The organism is Acidiphilium acidophilum, from assembly GCF_033842475.1.
Taxonomy (GTDB): Bacteria; Pseudomonadota; Alphaproteobacteria; order Acetobacterales; family Acetobacteraceae; genus Acidiphilium; species Acidiphilium acidophilum.
In genome coordinates this window covers 3,331,534-3,351,424 of the sequence record NZ_JAWXYB010000018.1, presented here as the reverse complement: position 1 = coordinate 3,351,424, position 19,891 = coordinate 3,331,534, and the positions used below count along the sequence as shown (strand labels likewise).

15 protein-coding genes are annotated in these 19,891 nt (G+C 63.6%); 6 read left to right on the top strand and 9 right to left on the bottom strand.

Going from position 1 to position 19,891, the window contains the following annotated elements; translation table 11 throughout:
- Positions 1 to 51: 51 nt before the first annotated feature.
- Complete coding sequence (locus tag SIL87_RS18620; RefSeq protein WP_319615641.1) at positions 52 to 918, top strand: DUF2189 domain-containing protein; 867 nt, start codon at positions 52 to 54, stop codon at positions 916 to 918.
- A 13-nt stretch (positions 919 to 931) separates the two neighbouring features.
- Here the strand turns inward: SIL87_RS18620 and SIL87_RS18615 are convergent, their stop codons facing one another.
- The 5 genes from SIL87_RS18615 to SIL87_RS18595 form a co-directional block, all read right to left on the bottom strand.
- Positions 932 to 2,905: a heme lyase CcmF/NrfE family subunit gene (locus SIL87_RS18615; protein WP_319615640.1), complete on the bottom strand. Its 1,974-nt coding sequence runs from the start codon at positions 2,903 to 2,905 to the stop codon at positions 932 to 934.
- A 172-nt stretch (positions 2,906 to 3,077) separates the two neighbouring features.
- The gene (locus SIL87_RS18610) at positions 3,078 to 3,770 is read right to left on the bottom strand and encodes a hypothetical protein (protein WP_319615639.1); all 693 of its coding nucleotides are present in this window, start codon (positions 3,768 to 3,770) and stop codon (positions 3,078 to 3,080) included.
- Between the two features lie 149 nt (positions 3,771 to 3,919).
- Positions 3,920 to 4,906 (bottom strand): pentapeptide repeat-containing protein, encoded by a 987-nt coding sequence (locus SIL87_RS18605; protein WP_319615638.1) that lies wholly within the window; start codon positions 4,904 to 4,906, stop codon positions 3,920 to 3,922.
- 734 nt (positions 4,907 to 5,640) lie between these two features.
- Positions 5,641 to 6,813 carry an IS4 family transposase gene (locus SIL87_RS18600; protein ID WP_319612376.1) on the bottom strand — a complete coding sequence of 391 codons (1,173 nt, stop codon included), beginning with the start codon at positions 6,811 to 6,813 and terminating at the stop codon, positions 5,641 to 5,643.
- Positions 6,785 to 7,543 (bottom strand): reverse transcriptase domain-containing protein, encoded by a 759-nt coding sequence (locus tag SIL87_RS18595; protein ID WP_319615637.1) that lies wholly within the window; start codon positions 7,541 to 7,543, stop codon positions 6,785 to 6,787. Before SIL87_RS18595 ends, SIL87_RS18600 begins: the two co-directional genes overlap by 29 nt.
- A gap of 29 nt (positions 7,544 to 7,572) precedes the next feature.
- Here SIL87_RS18595 and SIL87_RS18590 point away from each other — a divergent pair, with 29 nt between their 5' ends.
- The gene (locus tag SIL87_RS18590) at positions 7,573 to 8,745 is read left to right on the top strand and encodes an IS4 family transposase (protein WP_319612376.1); all 1,173 of its coding nucleotides are present in this window, start codon (positions 7,573 to 7,575) and stop codon (positions 8,743 to 8,745) included.
- 749 nt (positions 8,746 to 9,494) lie between these two features.
- Here SIL87_RS18590 and SIL87_RS18585 read toward each other — a convergent pair.
- The 3 genes from SIL87_RS18585 to SIL87_RS18575 form a co-directional block, all read right to left on the bottom strand.
- Positions 9,495 to 11,063, bottom strand: a complete 1,569-nt coding sequence (locus SIL87_RS18585; RefSeq protein ID WP_319615636.1) for an acetolactate synthase large subunit — start codon at positions 11,061 to 11,063, stop codon at positions 9,495 to 9,497.
- A 79-nt stretch (positions 11,064 to 11,142) separates the two neighbouring features.
- Entirely contained in the window at positions 11,143 to 12,087 is a 945-nt protein-coding gene (locus SIL87_RS18580; protein WP_319615635.1) for a hypothetical protein, read from the bottom strand.
- A 25-nt stretch (positions 12,088 to 12,112) separates the two neighbouring features.
- The gene (locus SIL87_RS18575) at positions 12,113 to 12,685 is read right to left on the bottom strand and encodes an OmpA family protein (protein WP_319615634.1); all 573 of its coding nucleotides are present in this window, start codon (positions 12,683 to 12,685) and stop codon (positions 12,113 to 12,115) included.
- A 179-nt stretch (positions 12,686 to 12,864) separates the two neighbouring features.
- Here SIL87_RS18575 and SIL87_RS18570 point away from each other — a divergent pair, with 179 nt between their 5' ends.
- The 4 genes from SIL87_RS18570 (at position 12,865) to SIL87_RS18555 (ending at position 17,088) form a co-directional block, all read left to right on the top strand.
- Positions 12,865 to 14,256, top strand: a complete 1,392-nt coding sequence (locus tag SIL87_RS18570) for a sensor histidine kinase (RefSeq protein WP_319615633.1) — start codon at positions 12,865 to 12,867, stop codon at positions 14,254 to 14,256.
- 181 nt (positions 14,257 to 14,437) lie between these two features.
- On the top strand, positions 14,438 to 15,787 hold the full coding sequence (locus tag SIL87_RS18565) for a sigma-54-dependent transcriptional regulator (protein WP_319615632.1): 1,350 nt from the start codon (positions 14,438 to 14,440) through the stop codon (positions 15,785 to 15,787).
- Positions 15,788 to 15,889: 102 nt separating this feature from the next.
- Entirely contained in the window at positions 15,890 to 16,693 is an 804-nt protein-coding gene (locus SIL87_RS18560; RefSeq protein WP_319615630.1) for a hypothetical protein, read from the top strand.
- 122 nt (positions 16,694 to 16,815) lie between these two features.
- Positions 16,816 to 17,088, top strand: a complete 273-nt coding sequence (locus SIL87_RS18555) for a hypothetical protein (RefSeq protein ID WP_319615629.1) — start codon at positions 16,816 to 16,818, stop codon at positions 17,086 to 17,088.
- Positions 17,089 to 17,151: 63 nt separating this feature from the next.
- On the opposite strand, the gene hrpB is transcribed toward SIL87_RS18555, so the two are convergent.
- On the bottom strand, positions 17,152 to 19,602 hold the full coding sequence (hrpB, locus tag SIL87_RS18550; RefSeq protein ID WP_319615628.1) for an ATP-dependent helicase HrpB: 2,451 nt from the start codon (positions 19,600 to 19,602) through the stop codon (positions 17,152 to 17,154).
- Between the last annotated feature and the right edge of the window lie 289 nt (positions 19,603 to 19,891).

Genomic DNA, 19,891 nt, shown 5'->3' with positions numbered 1-19,891 from the left:
CGGCCTGAGGGGTCTTGAGATCGCCTCAAAATATCAAAACAGGAGATGTCCATGAGCAGTACGTCGATGCCTGATCGTCACGTCATGGCCGGGGCGGAATCGGTACCGCGCAGAGCCGTAGGGACGCCGCTCCGCAGCGTCGTTCAACAGCGGTTCGAAATCGGGCGGCTGACGCCGAACGATATTCGCTATGCCCTGTCGCAGGGATACGCCGATCTTCGCGCCTGCCGGACCGACATGACGACGATGGCGATTCTTTATCCCCTTGCCGCGATTTTTATCGCGGGGGTGTTCGCCGTGCAGGGGTTGCTGCCTTTCGTGTTTCCGATCTGTGCCGGTTTCGCGCTCATCGGCCCGATGGCGACCTTGTGGTTCACGGCGCTCAGCCGGCAGCGGGAGATTGCCGGCGCGGTCGATGCCGCCTCGGCGGCTGCGGTGTTCGATACACCCCGGCTCGATGCGATCCAGCGGCTGGGGCTCACGCTGGTCCTGCTCTATCTCGTCTGGGTCGGGGCGGCGTGGGGAATTTATGCCAATACGCTGGGGGCGTCTTCTGCCATGGCAGGGGCCTCGTTCCTCGCGCGGGTGTTCGAGACCGGGGCGGGGCAGTCCCTGATCGTGATCGGCTGTGCGGTCGGTGCCCTGTTCGCGGTGGTCACCCTGGCACTGTCGTTCGTTGCGTTTGCTCTCGTGCTTGACCGGGATGTCAGCGCGAGCCGGGCAATGGCCACCTCGCTGCGGGTTGCCGCGCGCAATCCGGTTCCGGTTCTCGGGTGGGGTGCCGTCGTTGTCGCAGCACTCGTGCTCGGCGCCTTGCCGGGGCTGCTCGGCCTCGCCGTGGTGCTGCCCCTGCTTGGCCATGCCTCGTGGCACCTCTACCGCCGCGCCTTGCCGGATACTGCCCGTCATCCGGTTTGAGGCGAACCGGCGATCAGGGGATCGCCGATCCGTCGGTCAGGGCGGTGGGGCGGCGCGCCGGGGCGCCGACCCGGAGCCGTCGGTCGAACAGGGACAGGGTGCCGCCGATCGCCATGATCAGCCCGCCGAACCAGAGTTCCGGGGCGAGTGGATGGATGTTGAAGCGGAACTCGGCGGCGCCCGATTTGCTCATGCCCGCGAAGGTCGCGAAGATGTTGCGCACCCCGTCGGTGCGGATCGCGGCGATCACGGTCTGGGTCTGTTGCGCGGTGAAGTAATGCAGGGCCGGGCGCAGGGTCATGACCTTATGGCCGTCGCGCGTGACGAGAACCGTGGCCTGGCGGGATTTGTAATCGGGGCCGGCGAATTTGTGGATCGATTCCAGGGTCCAGCTATAGCCGCCGAGGGCGACGCTCTGGCCGGGGCGCAGGACGGTGACGGTGTGGACCCGCAGCGTCATGCCCGCGATGCCGAGGACCATGATGCCGAAGCCGAGATGGCCGAGGATGGCGCCGGCCTGCGCGCGCTGGAGCCGGAAGATCCGCCCCAACGACTGGCCGAGCGGGACGCGGAACAGGCGGATTTTTTCGGCGAGGTCGACCAGTGCGCCGATGATCACCCAGACCGCGCCGGCGAGGCCGAGGGCGGCGATGGCGTGGCCGCGGAACAGCATGACGGCGAGGATGATGACGGCGGCGACCGCGCCGAGCCATAGTTTGCGGAGGATGGCGAGGGCATCGGCGCGCTTCCACGGCATCAGGGGGCCTGCGGCCATCGAGATGATCAGCGGTGCGGTGAGCGGCAGGACGGTGCTGTCGAAGAACGGCGCGCCGACCGAGAGCTGGATGTTGAACAGCAGGTCGGAGAAGGGCGGGTAGAGTGTGCCGGTGAAGACCACGGCGGCGATGATGCAGAGGAACACGTTGTTGAGGATCAGCGCGCCCTCACGCGAGACCGGCGCGAAAACCCCGGTGGTGACCAGCAAAGGCGCGCGGATGACGAACAGGATCAGCGAGGCGATGATGGTGATGCTGATCAGCATCAGGAGGAAATTGCCCTGGGCGGGGGAGACCGCAAAGGAGTGGACCGAGTTGAGAATGCCCGAGCGGACCAGGAACGTGCCGCACAGGCTGAGGGCGAAGGTGGTGATGGCGAGCAGGATGGTCCAGACCTTCAGGGAATCGCGTTTTTCGACCACGATGGCGGAATGGATCAGGGCGGTGCCGGTGATCCAGGGCAGGAGGGCGACGTTTTCCACCGGGTCCCAGAACCAGAACCCGCCCCAGCCGAGCACGGTGTAGGACCAGAGCGAGCCGAGGCAGATGCCGGCGGTGAGGAAGGTCCAGGCGAACAGGGTCCATGGCCGGACCCAGCGGCCCCAGGCGGCATCGACGCGGCCTTCGATCAGGGCGGCGACGGCGAAGGCGAAGGCGATCGAGAAGCCGACATAGCCGACATAGAGGACCGGCGGATGGACCACGAGGCCGGGGCTCTGGAGCACCGGGTTGACGCCCGCGCCATGCAGCGGCGGCGGCCAGATCCGCTGGAACGGGTCGGACACGGTGAGGGTGAACAGCAGAAAGCCGGTCGAGACCAGGCCCATGACGCCGCAGACCCGGGCGCGCAGGCTGGAGGGAATGCCGCGACCGAACGCGCCGACGATGCCACCGCAGAAGGAGAGGATGAGGCACCAGAGCAGCATCGAGCCGTCATGATTGCCCCAGGTTCCGGCGATCCGGTAGAAAAGCGGGGTCAGGCTCGATGAATAATCGGCGACGTTGCGCACGGTGTAATCGGAGACCACGCCGGCCCAGACGAGGGCGCCGAAGGACGCGGCGAGCATGAGGAACTGGCTGATCGCGAGGGCAGGGGGTGCGGCCATCACCCGCCGGTCGCGCAGCGGCGGGCCGAACAGGCCGAGGACCGCCTGCGCGATCGAAATGACGAAGGCGAGAACCAGGGCGAAATGGCCGAGAGCAGGGATCATGAACACGCCTTCATCGAGGGGAGACCGAAACCCATGCTGGCCGCAACAGTTCGGACATGAAAGGCCGGAACCGGCGGGATCACAGGCGTTTGATGGGCGGGGTCATAAACGATCCGTGAACGGGGGCCGGGCATATTCGTTATGACAACGTAACGAAATGGACGTGGTTCGGCTATTTCGGGTGGACGATGAAAAAATCGGGTGGGGTGAACCAGGGGTTATGGGTTTGGGCGCGGGGGCTGAAGTTGTGGTCGAGGAGGGATTGGATGGCATCGAGCGTGGGAGCGCGGAGTGGGGGGTCGGGGGGTTTAGGGAGTCGTGAGCGGGGTTTGGTGGGGCGGGGTTTGATGGATGGGTTGCGCAGGAGGGGGTGGGGTTTGGTTTGAGGAGCGTCCTGCGGATGGGCTGGGGGGATCATGCGGTAGATCAGAGTGAGGTCGATGCCGAGGAGGTGGCAGAGGGGGCGGAGGATGCGGCCGATGCGGGGATCGCTCGCGATGAGGGTTTCGGTTTCGGGCTCGCAGAGGAACTGGCGGAGGGTTTGGGCGTGGGCGTTGGCCTCCGGGATCGGTTGGGCGATCCAGCCGAAGCGGCGCGGTAAAACCGGGGTTGGTTTGGGTGGGGATTTGCGCGGGGCGCGTGGCGGTGCGACCCGGCGGGGCTTGGTGCGTTCGATTTCGATGCGGGCGAGCAGGTCGCGCAGGCGGGTGGTGAGGCGGGAAAGGCGACCGTAGAGTAGCAGGCCGAGCGGGGCGGGCAGACGTGCGGGACGGCCCTGCACCTTCACGCTGGCGGCGGCGATGGTCTGCTTCAGGCGATCTATGAAGCCCGCGAAACGGGTGAAGAGGGGTGAGGCCGCGTTCATGCTGACGTTAGAGCATGAGCGGTGGGGGGTGGGAAAGGGTTAGTTTTGGTGACGGGTTGGTGGGGCGAAAGTGAGAAAGAAAGTACTTCTTTTTTGGAAAAAAGAAGCAAAAAACTTCTGTTAATAAGGTGTTAGTTGGGGTGTGGCGGTCAGGTGGGGGTGGCGTAGGTGGATTTGAGGGTGGTGTAGAGGGTGTCGGCGAGCGTGTCGGGTTCGCCGGCGTTGGAGGCGATTTCGATCAGCTCGAAACGCGACACGATCTGGATTTTCTGTTCGTCGGCGAAGCGGCAGTAGAGATCGAAATAGCGTGATGCGATTTTGTGCAGCGGAGGGTCGTTCATGCGTTCGAGCAGACTCGCGCGGTCGGCGCAGAGGCGGGGCAGGTCGGCGGTGAAGGCGCTGCCGTCCGACGGCATGCGGAGGTGGTCGCAGCGAAAGCTGCCGCGCATATCGAACCATTGCAATGCGGCTCGTTCGAAACTTACATCGGTGAAGCCGGCGAATTCGGGGTGGCCTTTGCGGGCGCGGTCGTCCTCGCGCTCGTAGGTACCGCGAAAGGTGAGGTCCTGAAACGCGCCGATGAAACGGCAGGCGACGAAGCCGCTGCAGCCGAAATCGAGGCCGCTGAGTTTTTTGAAGACGAAATTGCAATCGATGAACTGGGGGTCGCCGATGGTGGTTTTGGCCAGTTTGATGTTTTCGAAATGGCAGTTGATGTAGCGGGACAGGTATTCGCCCCGGGCGGCAGAACTGGTGTCGAATCCGATCGCGCCGACTTGCCATTCGCTGCGATAGAAGCGGCAATTTGTGAAATGGCAACCGTAATCACGGAAATTATTCAGATCGGTATAATCGAATACGCAGTCCTGGAAGATGCAGAGCGAACAATTGGTTTCAGCGAGTGAAGCTGCGGTGAAGTCGCACATTTTGAACTGGGCGTGATTGAATTTCTTCAACCAGCCAAGGCCCGGTTTGCGCATGGTGACGCCGCGGAAATCGAGCAGACCGTCTTCGGTGGTGCCGAAAGGGGGGGTGCGGAGCGCCTCATCGGGTTCGATGCCGGACCAGCGGGCGCGCCATTCGGTGAATTGTTTCGCGGTGTAGCGTTTCGCGGGGCGGTCAGCGGGGACTGGCATGAGTTCTCAGGGTAAGGGCAGGATGTCGTCGAAGAGCGGGAGTTCGGGGTCTTCCGGCGTGATCGGTTCCATGTTGAGTTGGGCGAAGCGGAAATCGTGGACAAGGGCAACTTCCCGCCTCGAAAGATGGTGGGGTGCTGAAGAGCACCCCAGCCTACGGCGGGCTCTGATCTGTCAACTCTGGCTTCAGTTTGTCCAAGTGCCCGACATTTATGTGGGTTGAAGCTAACTTCGACCAGTGGCGGTCGAATATGGCAACATGGTTGCGTAGTTGTCGTTTAATTTCCGGTGCGTTCATTTCTCTTGAGGCTCTATAAGCATATTGTATGAAATTCCGACTGTCGCCCCAATGCGTGAAACGTCCTATTAGGACGCGTTTACGCAAATGTTCTAAAGGAATCTGCTTCTTTTTCGCCGAATTGATGTATCGTCTGATATTCCCCTTCATCTTCGCGTAGAAATTCTTAACACTTTCGGGCCTAATCAGAATTTTAGATCCATCATACGTAAACCCTAGATACTGCAAAATATCGCCGGAATATTTTTGACCTCCATCAGTCACAGTAAAATTAGTTACACACGTCTTTTTGTTGCTGAATTCTAGCCCGGTTTGACGAAGAACGCTCTGAGCAAATGCGTAAACGTCCACCTGACATCGATCGTCCGGTAGAACGATCGCGATATCATCGCTGTATCGCCGATATGAGCCGCCATACATCTCACTCATCCCCTCATTACGTAGCCGGCATGGAATTGCCGAATATGCCGCTGCTGCGCAGCATTTCCGTGAACCGCCGCATCAGGGGCAGTAGCCGGTGCTTCGGCATGTTCGGGATCAATTCATAGAGCATGCACCCCTGACGGAACAACGAGTGTGAGCGGGTCTTCGAAGTGTTGGACTTGAGCTGTCGATCCATTCCCAGGCTCTCGCCTGCCGTCCCGAGCATGGTCAGCAGCGCCATCGCAAACGCGCTGATGAGCAGCAGCCGATCGCGCCGCTCTGGTTCGGCGATGCGGATCTCAGCCATCCCCATCCCAAAACGCAAATCCTTGACGTCCCTGAAGCTGGGTTCGATCGTCCAGCGCCGGGAATATTGCTTGATCAATGTCCCTGCAGACGCCACGGCGTCACTGCTCGCCAGGCACCACGGCTCCTTCATGTCACGCGCATGTACGCACACCACGGCACCGACCTGATAGGCGTGCGAGGCGGTGACGCGCGCACCACGCAGTTTGCGCGCCCGGCCCGATTTGCCGACCCAGTCCGCCGCGGTTCGCGTCTCGCCTGCGGCATCGGTGACATGGATGTTGCCGCGGAAGCGAATGATATAGGCAAAGCCAAGCTCCGTAAGATACGCGAACAGCTTGTGGTCACCGAAGCCGCGGTCGGCCAGGATGGTCACGCGGCAGCCGGGCGGGACAACCTCCGACAGGCGGCGCAGGCAAGTATCCTCGATGGCGTTGCGCTGATCTTTCAATTCCTCTTTCCACATCGACAGCCACAACAGAGGCATCGCCCGGCCATGCTTGCTCACCAGGTTGAGCGCCAACGTTGCCTGATCGTCGCCGTCGAAATCCGTCCAGTCCATGGCAACGACGATGTCGGTCTGCGAACCCACCAGATGCGGTACCCAACGGGCGAAGCTTTCCCAGACGTCGATACTCTCGTTACTGAGCATGCGATCAACCTGCTTGATCGCGTGCTTGGTCACCAGCCCGCGCGCCTGTGCCAACGCCTGACCGATCATCGCGACGGCGAGCGACGCGCCGGTCATCACGCCCAGTGTCGCAGCAGACAGGGAGTCAACGCGTTTGGCGTGGAGATCGTGGGCATACAACTCGTCAATGAATGCGCGGATGTCCTTCAACCGCCCACCATCACGCTTTTTCGATGCTGCAATTCCCATGATCCACCCTCATCCATGCATTCCAACGCTTGGTAGAGAATCGCAGCGAATCGGCGCAATACCTGGACCTATGGAAAATGGGGGGATTCCTGAGGCCATACATAGATATCTTATCATTTAAGACTCGGTCGAAATTGATCATCGATATATTTGCAAGAAGACCCGAAAGTGGTGTTCCTTGTGGAATTCCGAATTTGTGCGTGTTGCGCTTTATAAGTGGTCGAACGACCGTCCGAAAAGTATCGATGCCACAAAGACGCTTTCCTTTGCTTTTTCCGAGCTTTAGTTCAAGCTCTTCGCGCAAAACATATTCATATTTCGTGAGGCGGGTGTATATTTTGAACAAATCTGTAGAAAGATGATTCGTATCAAGGACTTCGCAAAGGTTATTCTTCAATATCTTATGCGATATGTTATCAAAAAATCCCGACACATCAAGGCACATAACAATACAGTTTCCACGTCTTTTGATCTCATCGATAAGAGATTTTGCGAAAGGAACATTATACCCAATTCCGCTCCGATAAGCCAATACAACATCGCCCAGCGACATTTTTTCAATATATGACTCATATATTGGATTAAGTTTTGCCGCGTATTGCGAATAAATAGCAGAGTCAGTGTGTGATGCAAATCTAATATCGCGATGTTTTGTTGTTGGTAGTCTCAGGAATCCCCCCATTTTCCATAGGTCCAGGTATTGCGCCGATTCGCTGCGATTCTCTACCAAGCGTTGGAATGCATGGATGAGGGTGGATCATGGGAATTGCAGCATCGAAAAAGCGTGATGGTGGGCGGTTGAAGGACATCCGCGCATTCATTGACGAGTTGTATGCCCACGATCTCCACGCCAAACGCGTTGACTCCCTGTCTGCTGCGACACTGGGCGTGATGACCGGCGCGTCGCTCGCCGTCGCGATGATCGGTCAGGCGTTGGCACAGGCGCGCGGGCTGGTGACCAAGCACGCGATCAAGCAGGTTGATCGCATGCTCAGTAACGAGAGTATCGACGTCTGGGAAAGCTTCGCCCGTTGGGTACCGCATCTGGTGGGTTCGCAGACCGACATCGTCGTTGCCATGGACTGGACGGATTTCGACGGCGACGATCAGGCAACGTTGGCGCTCAACCTGGTGAGCAAGCATGGCCGGGCGATGCCTCTGTTGTGGCTGTCGATGTGGAAAGAGGAATTGAAAGATCAGCGCAACGCCATCGAGGATACTTGCCTGCGCCGCCTGTCGGAGGTTGTCCCGCCCGGCTGCCGCGTGACCATCCTGGCCGACCGCGGCTTCGGTGACCACAAGCTGTTCGCGTATCTTACGGAGCTTGGCTTTGCCTATATCATTCGCTTCCGCGGCAACATCCATGTCACCGATGCCGCAGGCGAGACGCGAACCGCGGCGGACTGGGTCGGCAAATCGGGCCGGGCGCGCAAACTGCGTGGTGCGCGCGTCACCGCCTCGCACGCCTATCAGGTCGGTGCCGTGGTGTGCGTACATGCGCGTGACATGAAGGAGCCGTGGTGCCTGGCGAGCAGTGACGCCGTGGCGTCTGCAGGGACATTGATCAAGCAATATTCCCGGCGCTGGACGATCGAACCCAGCTTCAGGGACGTCAAGGATTTGCGTTTTGGGATGGGGATGGCTGAGATCCGCATCGCCGAACCAGAGCGGCGCGATCGGCTGCTGCTCATCAGCGCGTTTGCGATGGCGCTGCTGACCATGCTCGGGACGGCAGGCGAGAGCCTGGGAATGGATCGACAGCTCAAGTCCAACACTTCGAAGACCCGCTCACACTCGTTGTTCCGTCAGGGGTGCATGCTCTATGAATTGATCCCGAACATGCCGAAGCACCGGCTACTGCCCCTGATGCGGCGGTTCACGGAAATGCTGCGCAGCAGCGGCATATTCGGCAATTCCATGCCGGCTACGTAATGAGGGGATGAGTGAGGTTGGTAGTGGCGGAAAAACGCTGAAGTCAATTTTTCTTGCTGACTTTCGATATCCTAGCAGCGGCAGAAATGAGTGATGGCAAATTTGCTCTGGTGTTCGCTGAAATGAAGTTAGGTCGTCTCGACATAGGGGCGCATCGAAATGCACGTACTTCCGAATTTTTGGAGGTCTAGGAGTTACGCGCCGGGGGAGAGTGCCGTTCAACTCTTAAATTCCCCCGGCAGCATTTACACTAATGTTCCGGAATTTTCCGGCCACGGCTTTAACGGTGAGGTGTATAGTCGTAGTCACGGCATCGGTAATGGAGGTCACGTCATGCTATCAGAGCAATCCGTGTTCTGGATCAAGCTCGCGATTGATTGTTCGATCAATGTCGCGCTTGCATTCATTAACTAAGCCCCCCTAGGTCCGGCGAACCCATCCTAGGGCGTGACTAATGTGGGCGCGACATGAAAAAAAGTCAAGCTCGATGTGCTGTTAGTTTTGATCGTCACTGCGGGTTTTTGACGTATGGGGTGAACGTTATCGCCGTAGGGTTTTACAGTGACATCGGCGTCTTCGAGTCGTGGGGGTCGGCGATTTCGGGGTTGTGGTCCATCGGTGGTGTTCCTTGCGGGTGTAGACCGGTTGGGTCTGTTCCGTGTCGGTTTTACGGCTTCCCACCAGATTCATAAGAGTTTTTTGCTTCTTTTTTGCAAAAAAGAAGTCTTCCTCCTTCCCATTCTTGCCCTTCAGCCGGTCAGCAATTCGATCAGAAATGGTCCTTTGTGGTCGAAGCTGCTGGCGAGGAGGGTGTTCAGGGCGGGCATCGAGGTGGCCTGGGCGGCGTTTATGCCCATGCCGGCGGCTAGTTTGACGAAGTCGAGGTTGGGGTTGCCGAGGTCGAGCATGTCCATGGCGGTGCGGCCGGGGTTGGCGCCGACGCCGGCGTATTCGTGGAGGAGGATGGCGTATTTGCGGTTGGCGAGGATGATGATGGTGAGGTCGAGGTTGCGGCGGGCGGCGGTCCAGAGGGCGGCGATGCTGTACATGGCCGAGCCGTCCGCCTGGATCGAGACGACGCGGCGGCCTGAGCCGGTGGCGGCGACGGCGGCGCCGACGGCCATGGGCAGGCCGCCGCCGATCGCGCCGCCGGGCACCTGCATCCAGGTATGGGGGGCGGCGCCGTGGGTGAAGCGGGAGAAGCCGCGACCGAAGGAGATGCCTTCGTCGATGATGATGGCATCGTGCGGGAGCAGGGCGGCGAGGGAGGTTGCGACGGCTTCGGGGGCGATTGGGGCGCGATCGGGGGTGCCAAGATCGGGGGCGCCACGATCGGGGGTGGGGCGCGGGGTGACGGGGATGGCGGGTTCGGGGGCGTCGAGCGTGGCGGCGAGGGCGGCGAGGGCGGCGGTGCCGTCCTGATCGAGGGCGGCGAGGGTGTGGATGGTGCAGTCGGGCGGGGTGAGGGCGCCGGGTTTGCCAGGGTAGGCGAAGAAGCCGACCGGGGGTTTGGCTTCGACGAGGATGAGGTGGCGGATGCCGGTGAGGGCGGCGATGGCGGCGTCGATCGGGTAGGGGATGCGCTCGATCGGCGGGCGGCCCTGGCCGCGTTCCATTTTCGCGTTGAAGACTTCGGCGAGGAGGGTGGCGCCGGTGGTGGCGGTGATGGCGTGGGCGAGGCGCAGGCCGTGATCGGTCAGGGTGCGGCCCCCGAGGAGGAGCATGGCGGGTTCGCCGGTGCGCAGGAGGGTTGCGATATCGGTAATGGTGGCGGGGGACGGGACCGGGCGGTTGGGGACCGGGCGGGGTGTGCCGGGGATGCCGCCTTCGGTCCAGGCGGTGTCGGCGGGGAGGATCAGGGTGGCGATGGTGCCGGTGCGGGCGGCGGCGATGGCGTCCGCGGCGTCGCGCCCGACGGTGGCGGCGCTGGTGGCAGTGCGGAGGAAGCCGGAGACGGAGCGGGCCCAGCCTTCGGTGTCGGCGGTGAGGGGGGCGTCGAGCGGGCGGTGGTAGGTGGCCTGATCGCCGACGATGTTGACGATTCCGGAGCGGCCCCGCCGTGCGTTGTGGAGGTTGGCGAGGGCGTTGGCGAGGCCGGGGCCGCAATGGAGCAGGGTGGCGGCGGGGCGGCCGGTGGTGCGCCAGAAGGCATCGGCGGCACCGGAGGCGACGGTTTCATCGAGGCAGAGCACGCAGTCGATGCCGGGGATGCGGTCGAGCGCGGCGACGAAGTGCATTTCGCTGGTGCCGGGATTGGCGAAGACGGTGGTGATGCCGCAGGCGATCAGGGTGTGGACCAGAGATTCCGCGCCGTTCATGTGGTGAATGCCCCCATTCGTTGACCAGGCGTGGAAGGTGCCCGGTTCGCGCACGGGCTGCAATGGGCGGGGGGTTGGGTCAGCGTTCGGTTGGCAGGGGGGCGGTGGCGAGGGGTTTGAGCCAGATATCGGGCATGTGGGCGACGAATTTCCGGCGGAGGGTGGTGATGGTGGCGGGGGGCAGGCCGACGGCGGAGGCGCGGAAGAATTCCCGGTCGCGGGTGAAGATGAGGTAGGCGAGGGTCTCGTTGACGATCAGGCCGTGATAGCCGGGATCGTAGCCTTGGCGGACCAGGAAGGATTGGAACGCCTGTTGTTCCTGCGGGGTCATGACCGTGTTGTAGAAATGATGGACGTAGCGGTGATAGGCCGGGATGGTGAAGTAGGCGCCGTGGGAGAGTTCGTGGCGCAGGATGACGGCGCGGGCGCGGAGGCTGACGCGGTGGGATGGGCCGGCTTGCGGGATGGAGATGATGGCACCGTTGGCGCCGGGGCGGAGGAAGCCGGACCGTTGGGCGATGGCGCGCAGGTGGGTTTCCTCGGGGTTCAGGGCGAGATGTTCGGCGGCGGCGAGGCGGAAGAATTCGCGCAGGGCGTGGGCGGGGTAATCGTCGCCATAGTAATAGCTGCCGATGGTGAGTTTGGCGGCGGCGAGGCGGGCGTGGAAGGCGGCTTCGCTGAGGACGCGGTTTTTCGGGGCGTCGGCTTTTTCGATCAGGGCGGCGACGCGGTCGAACATCAGGCCCTGGGCGTGGAGGTCCGGGCAGTCGACCACGAGGATCAGCGGGTCGTCACGGAAGCGGAAGACGGTGAAATGGGGGCTGACGTGGCGGAAGATGGTGGTTTCGCCCGCGAGCGGATAGGGGGCGGGGCGGAGGGCGAGCCAGCCGGCGATGGTGAGGATGATGAGGCCGAGGAGAGCGGCGGCACCGATGAGCAGGGGTTTCGCGCGGGACTTGCGGGGCGGCCTTGCGAGCCGCACCGTATCGTCCATCGTGGGGTCGGCGGCGCGGCGCGGGGGCATGGCTAGCAGGCCACCCGCGCGGGGCTCATTTGCCGATGTTGACGATCTGCACCCGGCGGTTCGCGCGGTCCGGCGTGTTCGGGCCGGTGGGGATCAGGAGGTCGTGTTCGCCGACGCCGAGGGCGGCGAGGCGGGACGGGGAGATGTTGAATTTGGTTTGCAGGTACTGATCGACCGCTGCGGCGCGCTGCTGCGAGAGGGTGAGGTTGGTCGTGGCGCTGCCGGTGGTATCGGTGTGGCCGATGACCTTGAATTTGTAGTCGGCCAGGGTCGGGTCGGTCAGGGCGTGGCCGAGACGGTCGAGCTCGGTTTTCGCGCGGGGGGTGAGCTGGGCCGAGCCCATTGCGAAGTCGATGTTGAGATTGATCGAGGGGGTGGAGGCATGGTTGCCGCCGATGCGCATGGCGGTGGGGGAGGTTTTCATGGCCGGCGGGTGGGTGGCCGATGCATCGCCCGGCGAGAGGGGGACGATGCCGCGCGTGGTCGAGGAGATGTGGCCGGAGGGTTTCAGGGCCTGGATGATCTGCGCTGCCGACGGGCCGGTGGATTGGGCAGAGGCGGTGCTCATCAGCGCCACGGGGGCGACAAACAGGGCCATAACTGCCACACTCGTAAATCCAATGCGACGCATGTTCACTTCCTCCACGATCGATCAGCCGGGATACGGGGTTATCGTTATAGGTGATTTGTCGAGACAGTTCCAGCGTGTGGCGGCAACATGACCGTTAATCCATGTTGTCGGCCTCACGATGGCGTTATCGTGGTGGGGACGTGGGGATGACGGTGTCGCTGCGGGCGCGGCTGTTCGCGCTGTGGTTGATGTCGCTGTTCGGGTCGCTCGTGGTGGCGGTGCTCATTCTCGGGCTGTTTCGCCAGACCGCGAGCGCGCACCGGGAGCGGGATCGGGCGGTGGCGGCGCGGGCGTGTCAGGCGATTGCGATGCATTATGATTTTTATACCGCCGGGATGGACGTGCCGCCGGATTCCGCGATTTTCGATGCCGGGCTGCGGGCGGTGCTGCTGCTGGCGCTGCGGCGGGATCGGGGGGTGATCGGGGGGATTCAGCCGCTCGATGCGCCGCCGCGCGCGATGCTGGGCAGCAGGCCGCAGGCGTGGATCGGGCAGATCACCAGGCAGATCGGCGATGCGATTGCGGCGGATCGGCCGGCGGTGACGTCCAATGGCGGGTTTTTCGACCGGACCACGATTGCGACCTGTCCGCTTGGCGGGGCGCTGGGGACGCCGGTGGCCAATCTGGCGGCTTATACCGTGTTGCAGTCCGATCTGCTGCGGTCGAGCTTCACGCGCTTCGCGTTTGGCGGGCTGGCGGTGCTGCTGGCGACGCTGCTGGCCTCGGCATGGTTTCTGGCGCGGCTGGTGCTGGGGTTTTCCCAGCGGCTTGCGGGGGTTGAGGCGGCGCTGCAGGCGGATCGGCCAGGGACGCTCGCGCTTACCGGCGAGTCGGAGCTGGACCGGCTGATCACCGCGCTGAATGCGGCGACCACGCGGCTCGATGTGGCGCGGGCGCGGATTGCGGAATCCGAACGGCTTGCGGCGCTCGGGCGGATGGCGGCGGGGCTGGCGCATGAAATCCGCAATCCGCTGGGCGCGATCCGGCTGCGGGCGGAATCCGGGCGGTCCGGGGATGCGACGCGGGCGGCGGCGGCGCTCGACCGGATTCTGGTCGAAGCGGCGCGGCTGGAGACGTTGACCGCGCGGCTGCTCGGCTTTGCCACCGCTGCCTCGGTGCAGCCCGTGACCGTCAGCGTCGATGCCCTGATCCGCGATGCGATCGGCGCGCTGCCGGCTACGGCGGTTATGGTGGTGGCGCCTGAGAGCGGGATTGTGTGGACGCTCGATCCGGTGTTGACGCGCAGTGCGATCGAGAACCTGCTGCGCAATGCGGTGGAGGCGTGCGGTGAAGGTGGCACCGTCACTGTTCTTGCGGCGAAGGCGGGAGCCCTGATCGTTACGGTCAGCGATACCGGGCCGGGGGTGGATAAGTCGCTCGGCGATCCGTTCGAACCCTTCGTGACCGGGCGGCCGGACGGGATCGGCCTCGGCCTCGCGATGGCGCGCGATATGATCCGTGCTCAGGGGGGAACGCTGGTTCTGGCTCCCTCGGTGGGTGGGGCGGTGTTGGTGATTACGTTGCCGGAGGTGAAGTGAAGGACGGGACAGGGCAGGGGAAGACTTCTTTTTGTGAACAAAAAGAAGCAAAAAAACTTCGGTCCGGTAGGCCCGTGCCCGTAACAACGCCCATGCCCCAACTCAAAAAAGTTTTTTGCTTCTTTTTTCCAAAAAAGAAGCCCTTCCTTACTTTTTCCTTCCCGTCCCGGCCCACGTCCTGATGGCCGCGATCACGATCATCGACGACGATGCCGGGTTTCGGGAGAGTCTGGCCGAAACTCTGGTCGATTTCGGCCATGTCGTGACGGTGTTCGATCGGGCGGTGCCGGCGATCGAGGCGATTGCGGGGGGGTGTCCCGATCTGGTGTTTCTGGATTTGCGGATGCCGGGGATGGACGGGATTGCGGCGTTGCGGGCGATCCGGGAGATGCGGCCCGAGGCGCGGGTGGTGGTTTTGACGGCTTATGCGACCGGGGAGAATACGATCGAGGCGATGCGCCTGGGGGCGTTCGATCATCTGACCAAGCCGGTCGGGCGGGAGGCGCTGGCTGAATTGCTGCGCGGGGCGTTGCGCCAGGCGGTGGCGGGGCCGGTGGTCGAGGCGGCGGTGCCGGGGACGATTATTGGTGCCAGTCCGGCGATCCGGGATGTGCAGAAGCGGATCGGGCTCGCGGCCGCGGGGGAGGCGAGTGTGCTGATTCTGGGCGAGACCGGGGTGGGCAAGGAGTTGGTGGCGGCAGCGATTCACCGGTTCAGCGCAAGGGCGGACAAGCCGTTCGTGGCGGTGAATTGTGCGGCGATTCCGGCGGATTTGCTGGAATCGGAGTTGTTCGGCCATGAGCGCGGGGCGTTCACCGGGGCGGTGGCGGCGCGGCGGGGGCGGTTTCGCGAGGCGGCGGGCGGGACGCTGCTGCTCGACGAGATCGGGGATATGCCGCTCGCGACCCAGGCGAAGATTTTGCGGGTATTGCAGGAGCGGGAGGTCACACCGCTCGGGGGGGCTGCGGTGAAGATCGATGCGCGGATCATCGCCGCGACGCATCAGGATTTGCAGGCGCTGGTGGCGCGCGGGCTGTTCCGGGCGGATTTGTATTACCGGCTGGCGGTGATTCCGATCGCGGTGCCGCCGTTGCGCGAGCGGGGCAGCGATATTCTGCTGCTGGCGCGGCATGTTCTGGAGGCGCTGCGGCCCGGCCATCCGCCGCGCCTGACCGAGGCGGCGGAGCGCGCCCTGCTCGCGCATGACTGGCCGGGCAATGTGCGGGAGTTGCGCAACACGCTGGAGCGGGCGGTGAGTTTGACGCCGTCCGGGGTGATCGAGCCGGGGGATCTGGCGTTGCAGGGCAAGGTCGAGGCGAAGGCATCGACCAATCTGCCCGAGGCGGTGGCGGCGACCGAGATTGCGCTGATCCGCGCCGCGCTGATCCGCGCGCAGGGCAACCGGACCGAGGCGGCACGCGCGCTCGGGATCAGCCGGCAGGCGCTGTACGACCGGCTCAAGCGGTACGATCTCGAAACCATGTCGGATTTTCCGACACCGCCTGTCGGGAGTTCCGACGGGGCGGGGTGAACGCCAAGGCTGAAATCGGGCGAAATCAACGGCATGGCGGTTGGCACGCGATATGCAGTGAGAGGTTCAGGCCGGACTCTCCCGGCCGGATGGAGAACCGCTATGACACGGATGAAAACACTGCTTCTGGCCAGCGCCGCCGCCGCCCTGCTCGGCACCGGCTTCGCCAACGCGGCCAGCACTACCGCGACCACGACCGGAATCGACGCGCTGCCGAGCTACACCGGAACGGTGAAACACTTCACCATCACCCCGCGCGGGACGATCGACGGGGTGATCCTGTCGAACGGCACCGACGTGATGTTCCCGCCCTATATGTCGACCCAGATCGCCTACGCGGTGAAACTGGGCGACAGCGTGACCATTCATGGCCTCAAGGCCGCCAATGAACCGGTGATCCAGGGCGTCTCGATCACCGATGGCAGCCATACCGTGACCGATAACGGCCCGCCGCCCGGCTTCGGCCCCGGCAGACACGGCGCACCGACCCGGATGATGGTGCAGGGCAAGATCGCTCAATACCTCTACGGCCCCCACGGTGAAAAAAACGGCGTCCTGCTCGATGACGGCACCGCCCTCCATATGCCGCCCCCCGCCATCGCCAAATCCTCGATCGCCTCGATGCTCAAAACCGGAGATACCATCGCAGCCGTCGGCGTCGGAACCACCAACTCACTCGGCTCGGTGGTCATGGTCCAGCAGATCGGCAGCAATTTCAAGGATTTGACCCGGATCGCCATGCCACGCCCGCCGCACGGCCCCGGACCGATGGGCCCCCACGGCTGGCATCACGGCTGGCATCACGGACCCATGATGCACGGACCCATGATGCACGGGCCGATGGGTGGCCCCGGCGCACCGCCGCCGCCGCCGCCGGCGAACGATAGCGGCTCGATGTCGAAATAACGGACTGTCCGGATCTGCCCCGCATTGTGAAGTGCGGGGCAGGTAAGGATAAGGGGAAGATAAAAAGTACTTCTTTTTTATAAAAAAGAAGCAAAAAATTTTTATTCGCTGGGGCGATGCATTTGAAAACGCCCGAGGCTCAGGTGAAGAAAGTTTTTTGTTTCTTTTTTTCAAAAAAGAAGCGCTTCCTTAACTTGAACTACGCCCCACGACCCCGCCTTGTCGCGGGCGCGCGCCATTGTGCTTCGGGCCAGCCGGTGCGCCAAAAGCTGGCGAGGTCGGCGGTGATGGCGATTTCAGGTGCGGGGCAGGTAAGGATAAGGGGGAAGATAAAAAGTACTTCTTTTTTAGAAAAAAGAAGCAAAAAATTTTATTTGCTGGGGCAATGCATTTGAAAACGCCCGAGGCTCAGGTGAAGAAAGTTTTTTGCTTCTTTTTTTCAAAAAAGAAGCGCTTCCTTAACTTGAACTACCCCCACGACCCCGCCTTGTCGCGGGCGCGTGCCATGGTTCTTCGGGCCATTCGTGTTTCGGGTAGCGTCCGCGCATATCTTTGCGGGCGTCGGGCCAGCCGGTGCGCCAGAAGGTGGCGAGGTCGGCGGTGATGGCGATCGGGCGTTGGGCGGGGGACAGTAGGGCGAGTTGGAGGGTGATGGCGCCGTTTGCGAGGGTGGGGGTGTGGTCGAGGCCGTAGAACATCTGGGCGCGGGCGGCGGCGGCGGGGATCGGGGTGGTGTAGTCGATCGGGATGGTCCCGCCGGGGAGGGTGAGGTGTTCGGGCAGGGCGTGGTCGAGGGCGGTGATGCGGGTGTGGCCGAGGAGGTTGCGCAGGATGGCGGTGAGGTCGAGCGCGGCGATGTCGCGCAGGCGGGTGAGGCCGGCGAGGTAGGGGAACAGCCAGGAGTCGAGGGTGGGGATCAGGGCGGTGTCCGACAGGTCGGGCCAGGTGTCGGGGGCGAGGCGGTGCATCCAGCCGGTGCGGGCCTGGAGCTTGCGGGTCCGGTCGGTCCAGGGCAGGAGGCCGGGTTTGGCGGTGATGGCGGCTTGCAGGGCTTGTGTGATGTCGTCCGGGGTTGCGGGGAGGCTGCGGTCGGTGAGGACGATGGTGCCGAGGCGGCGGCGTTCGCGCCGCATGACGGTGCCGGAGGTGCCTTCGAGCGCGATTTCGGCGGTTGTGGTGATGCGGTCCGCAAGGCGGGTTTCGATGATGGCGGGGTCGAGCGGGGTGGCGAGGCCGATTGTGGGGGCGCCGCGACCGCCGAGGGCGGCGACCGCGAGCATCGGGGCGCGGGAGAGCGGGTCGGTGAGGGGGAGTTTCGCGCCGCCGCCATCCGCGAGGCGGAAGCTGCCGGGTTCGCCGCGGCGCAGCGCGATGCGGTCGGGGAAGCCGGCGGCGATCAGGGCAGCGGGATCGCCGGAAGCCGGGGTGTCGCGCCGCAGGCCGAGCCGGGTGCGGTAGGTGGCGGCGGCCTGACGGAGGCGGGCGAGGCTGCCGCGATCGCCGGGATGGCGTCCGGCGATTGCGTCGAGCCTTGTGTGGATGTCGGCGGTGCCTGAATCGCGCAAGGGGTCGCGGTCTTCGAGGAGGGCGGCGATATCGGCGGCGAGGGCTTGTTCGCCGGGGGTTTCGGCGGCGAGCATGAGGGCGGCGAGGCGCGGGGTGGCACCGAGTTCCGCCATGCGGCGGCCGCGCGCGGTGAGTTTGCCGGCGGGATCGAGCGCGCCGAGGGTGGCGAGCAGGGTGGTTGCGGTTTTGAGCGCGGCGGCGGGCGGGGGATCGGGGAAGGGCAGGTCGGCGGGGTGTTCGCCCCAGGCGGTGCAGGACAGGACGAGCGGGGCGAGTTCGGCGTCCATGATTTCCGGGCGGTCGAATTCGGGCAGGCCGCGATGGAGCGCTTCGGTCCAGAGGCGGATGGCGATGCCGGGGGCTTCGCGACCGGCGCGGCCGGCGCGCTGGGTGGCGGCGGCCTTGCTGATCCGGCGCGTGATCAGGCGGGTCAGGGCGCGTCCGGCATCGAATTGCGGGGCGCGGCGGAACCCGCCATCGACCACGATCCGCACGCCGGGGACGGTGAGCGAGGTTTCGGCGATGGAGGTGGCGAGGATGACGCGGCGGGTTTCGCCGGGGGTGAGAATGGCGATCTGGTCGGCTGGTGGCATGTCGCCGAACAGGGGCAGGACGGCGATGCGGGCTTCGGCGAGGTTGGCGAGCGCGGCTTCGGCGCGGCGGATTTCGCCCACACCGGGGAGGAAAGCGAGGATGTCGCCGCGATGGGCGGCAAGGGCGGCGCGGATGGCGCGGGCGATGGCGTCCGGCAGGTCGCGCGGATCGGCGAGGTCGCGCGCGGCGTATTCGATGTCCACCGGATGGGCGCGGCCCTCGCTGTGCAGGACCGGCGCGGCGAGCAGATCGGCGAGGCGGGCACCATCGGCCGTGGCGGACATGGCGAGCAGGCGCAGTTCCGGGCGCAGGCCGCGCTGGAGATCGCGCGTGAGCGCAAGGGCGAGATCGGCTTCGAGGCTGCGTTCGTGGATTTCATCGAAAATGACGCAGGCGACGCCATCCAGCCCCGGGTCGGTCAGGAGACGGCGGGTCAACAGGCCCTCGGTGATCACCTCGATCCGGGTGCGGGGGCCGATGACGGAATCGAGCCGGGTGCGATAGCCGACCAGACCGCCGGGAGCCTCGCCGATCAGGGTCGCGATGCGCGCGGCGGCGGCGCGGGCGGCAAGGCGGCGCGGTTCGAGCATGAGGATTTTGCCGCCGCCGACCCAGGCATCGTCAAGCAAAGCCTGAGGCACCAGCGTGGTTTTGCCCGCACCGGGCGGAGCGATCAGAATGGCATTCGACGTCGCGGCAAGCGAGCGGCGCAACGCCGGCAGCATCGCGGCGACGGGAAGTTCGTCCATGCGGACGCCTATACAGGCGCAGAGGCGGTTTGTCGTGATGCGGGGCTGGAGGATGCGGGGAAGCAAGCGCTTCTTTTTTTGGAAAAAAAGAAGCAAAAAAACTTTTTTTGATCTGGGACTGGGGCTGTGGAGAGGCATGGGGCCAAGCTCAAAGAAGTTTTTTGCTTCTTTTCTACAAAAAAGAAGTGCTTGATTGCGATGATGGGTTTGGGGGACAGTGCTGAAAATAACAAGGGAAGTAAGTTCTTCTTTTTTTGAAAAAAAAGAAACAAAAAAACTTTTGTAATCT

Coding starts and splice junctions, on each gene's coding strand:
- SIL87_RS18570 (WP_319615633.1), top strand. CDS start 12,865: ATGACGGTGTCGCTGCGGGCGCGGCTGTTCGCGCTGTGGTTGATGTCG.
- SIL87_RS18565 (WP_319615632.1), top strand. CDS start 14,438: ATGGCCGCGATCACGATCATCGACGACGATGCCGGGTTTCGGGAGAGT.
- SIL87_RS18605 (WP_319615638.1), bottom strand. CDS start 4,906: ATGCCAGTCCCCGCTGACCGCCCCGCGAAACGCTACACCGCGAAACAA.
- SIL87_RS18590 (WP_319612376.1), top strand. CDS start 7,573: ATGGGAATTGCAGCATCGAAAAAGCGTGATGGTGGGCGGTTGAAGGAC.
- hrpB (WP_319615628.1), bottom strand. CDS start 19,602: ATGGACGAACTTCCCGTCGCCGCGATGCTGCCGGCGTTGCGCCGCTCG.
- SIL87_RS18615 (WP_319615640.1), bottom strand. CDS start 2,905: ATGATCCCTGCTCTCGGCCATTTCGCCCTGGTTCTCGCCTTCGTCATT.
- SIL87_RS18580 (WP_319615635.1), bottom strand. CDS start 12,087: ATGCCCCCGCGCCGCGCCGCCGACCCCACGATGGACGATACGGTGCGG.
- SIL87_RS18585 (WP_319615636.1), bottom strand. CDS start 11,063: ATGAACGGCGCGGAATCTCTGGTCCACACCCTGATCGCCTGCGGCATC.
- SIL87_RS18600 (WP_319612376.1), bottom strand. CDS start 6,813: ATGGGAATTGCAGCATCGAAAAAGCGTGATGGTGGGCGGTTGAAGGAC.
- SIL87_RS18610 (WP_319615639.1), bottom strand. CDS start 3,770: ATGAACGCGGCCTCACCCCTCTTCACCCGTTTCGCGGGCTTCATAGAT.
- SIL87_RS18620 (WP_319615641.1), top strand. CDS start 52: ATGAGCAGTACGTCGATGCCTGATCGTCACGTCATGGCCGGGGCGGAA.
- SIL87_RS18560 (WP_319615630.1), top strand. CDS start 15,890: ATGACACGGATGAAAACACTGCTTCTGGCCAGCGCCGCCGCCGCCCTG.
- SIL87_RS18575 (WP_319615634.1), bottom strand. CDS start 12,685: ATGGCCCTGTTTGTCGCCCCCGTGGCGCTGATGAGCACCGCCTCTGCC.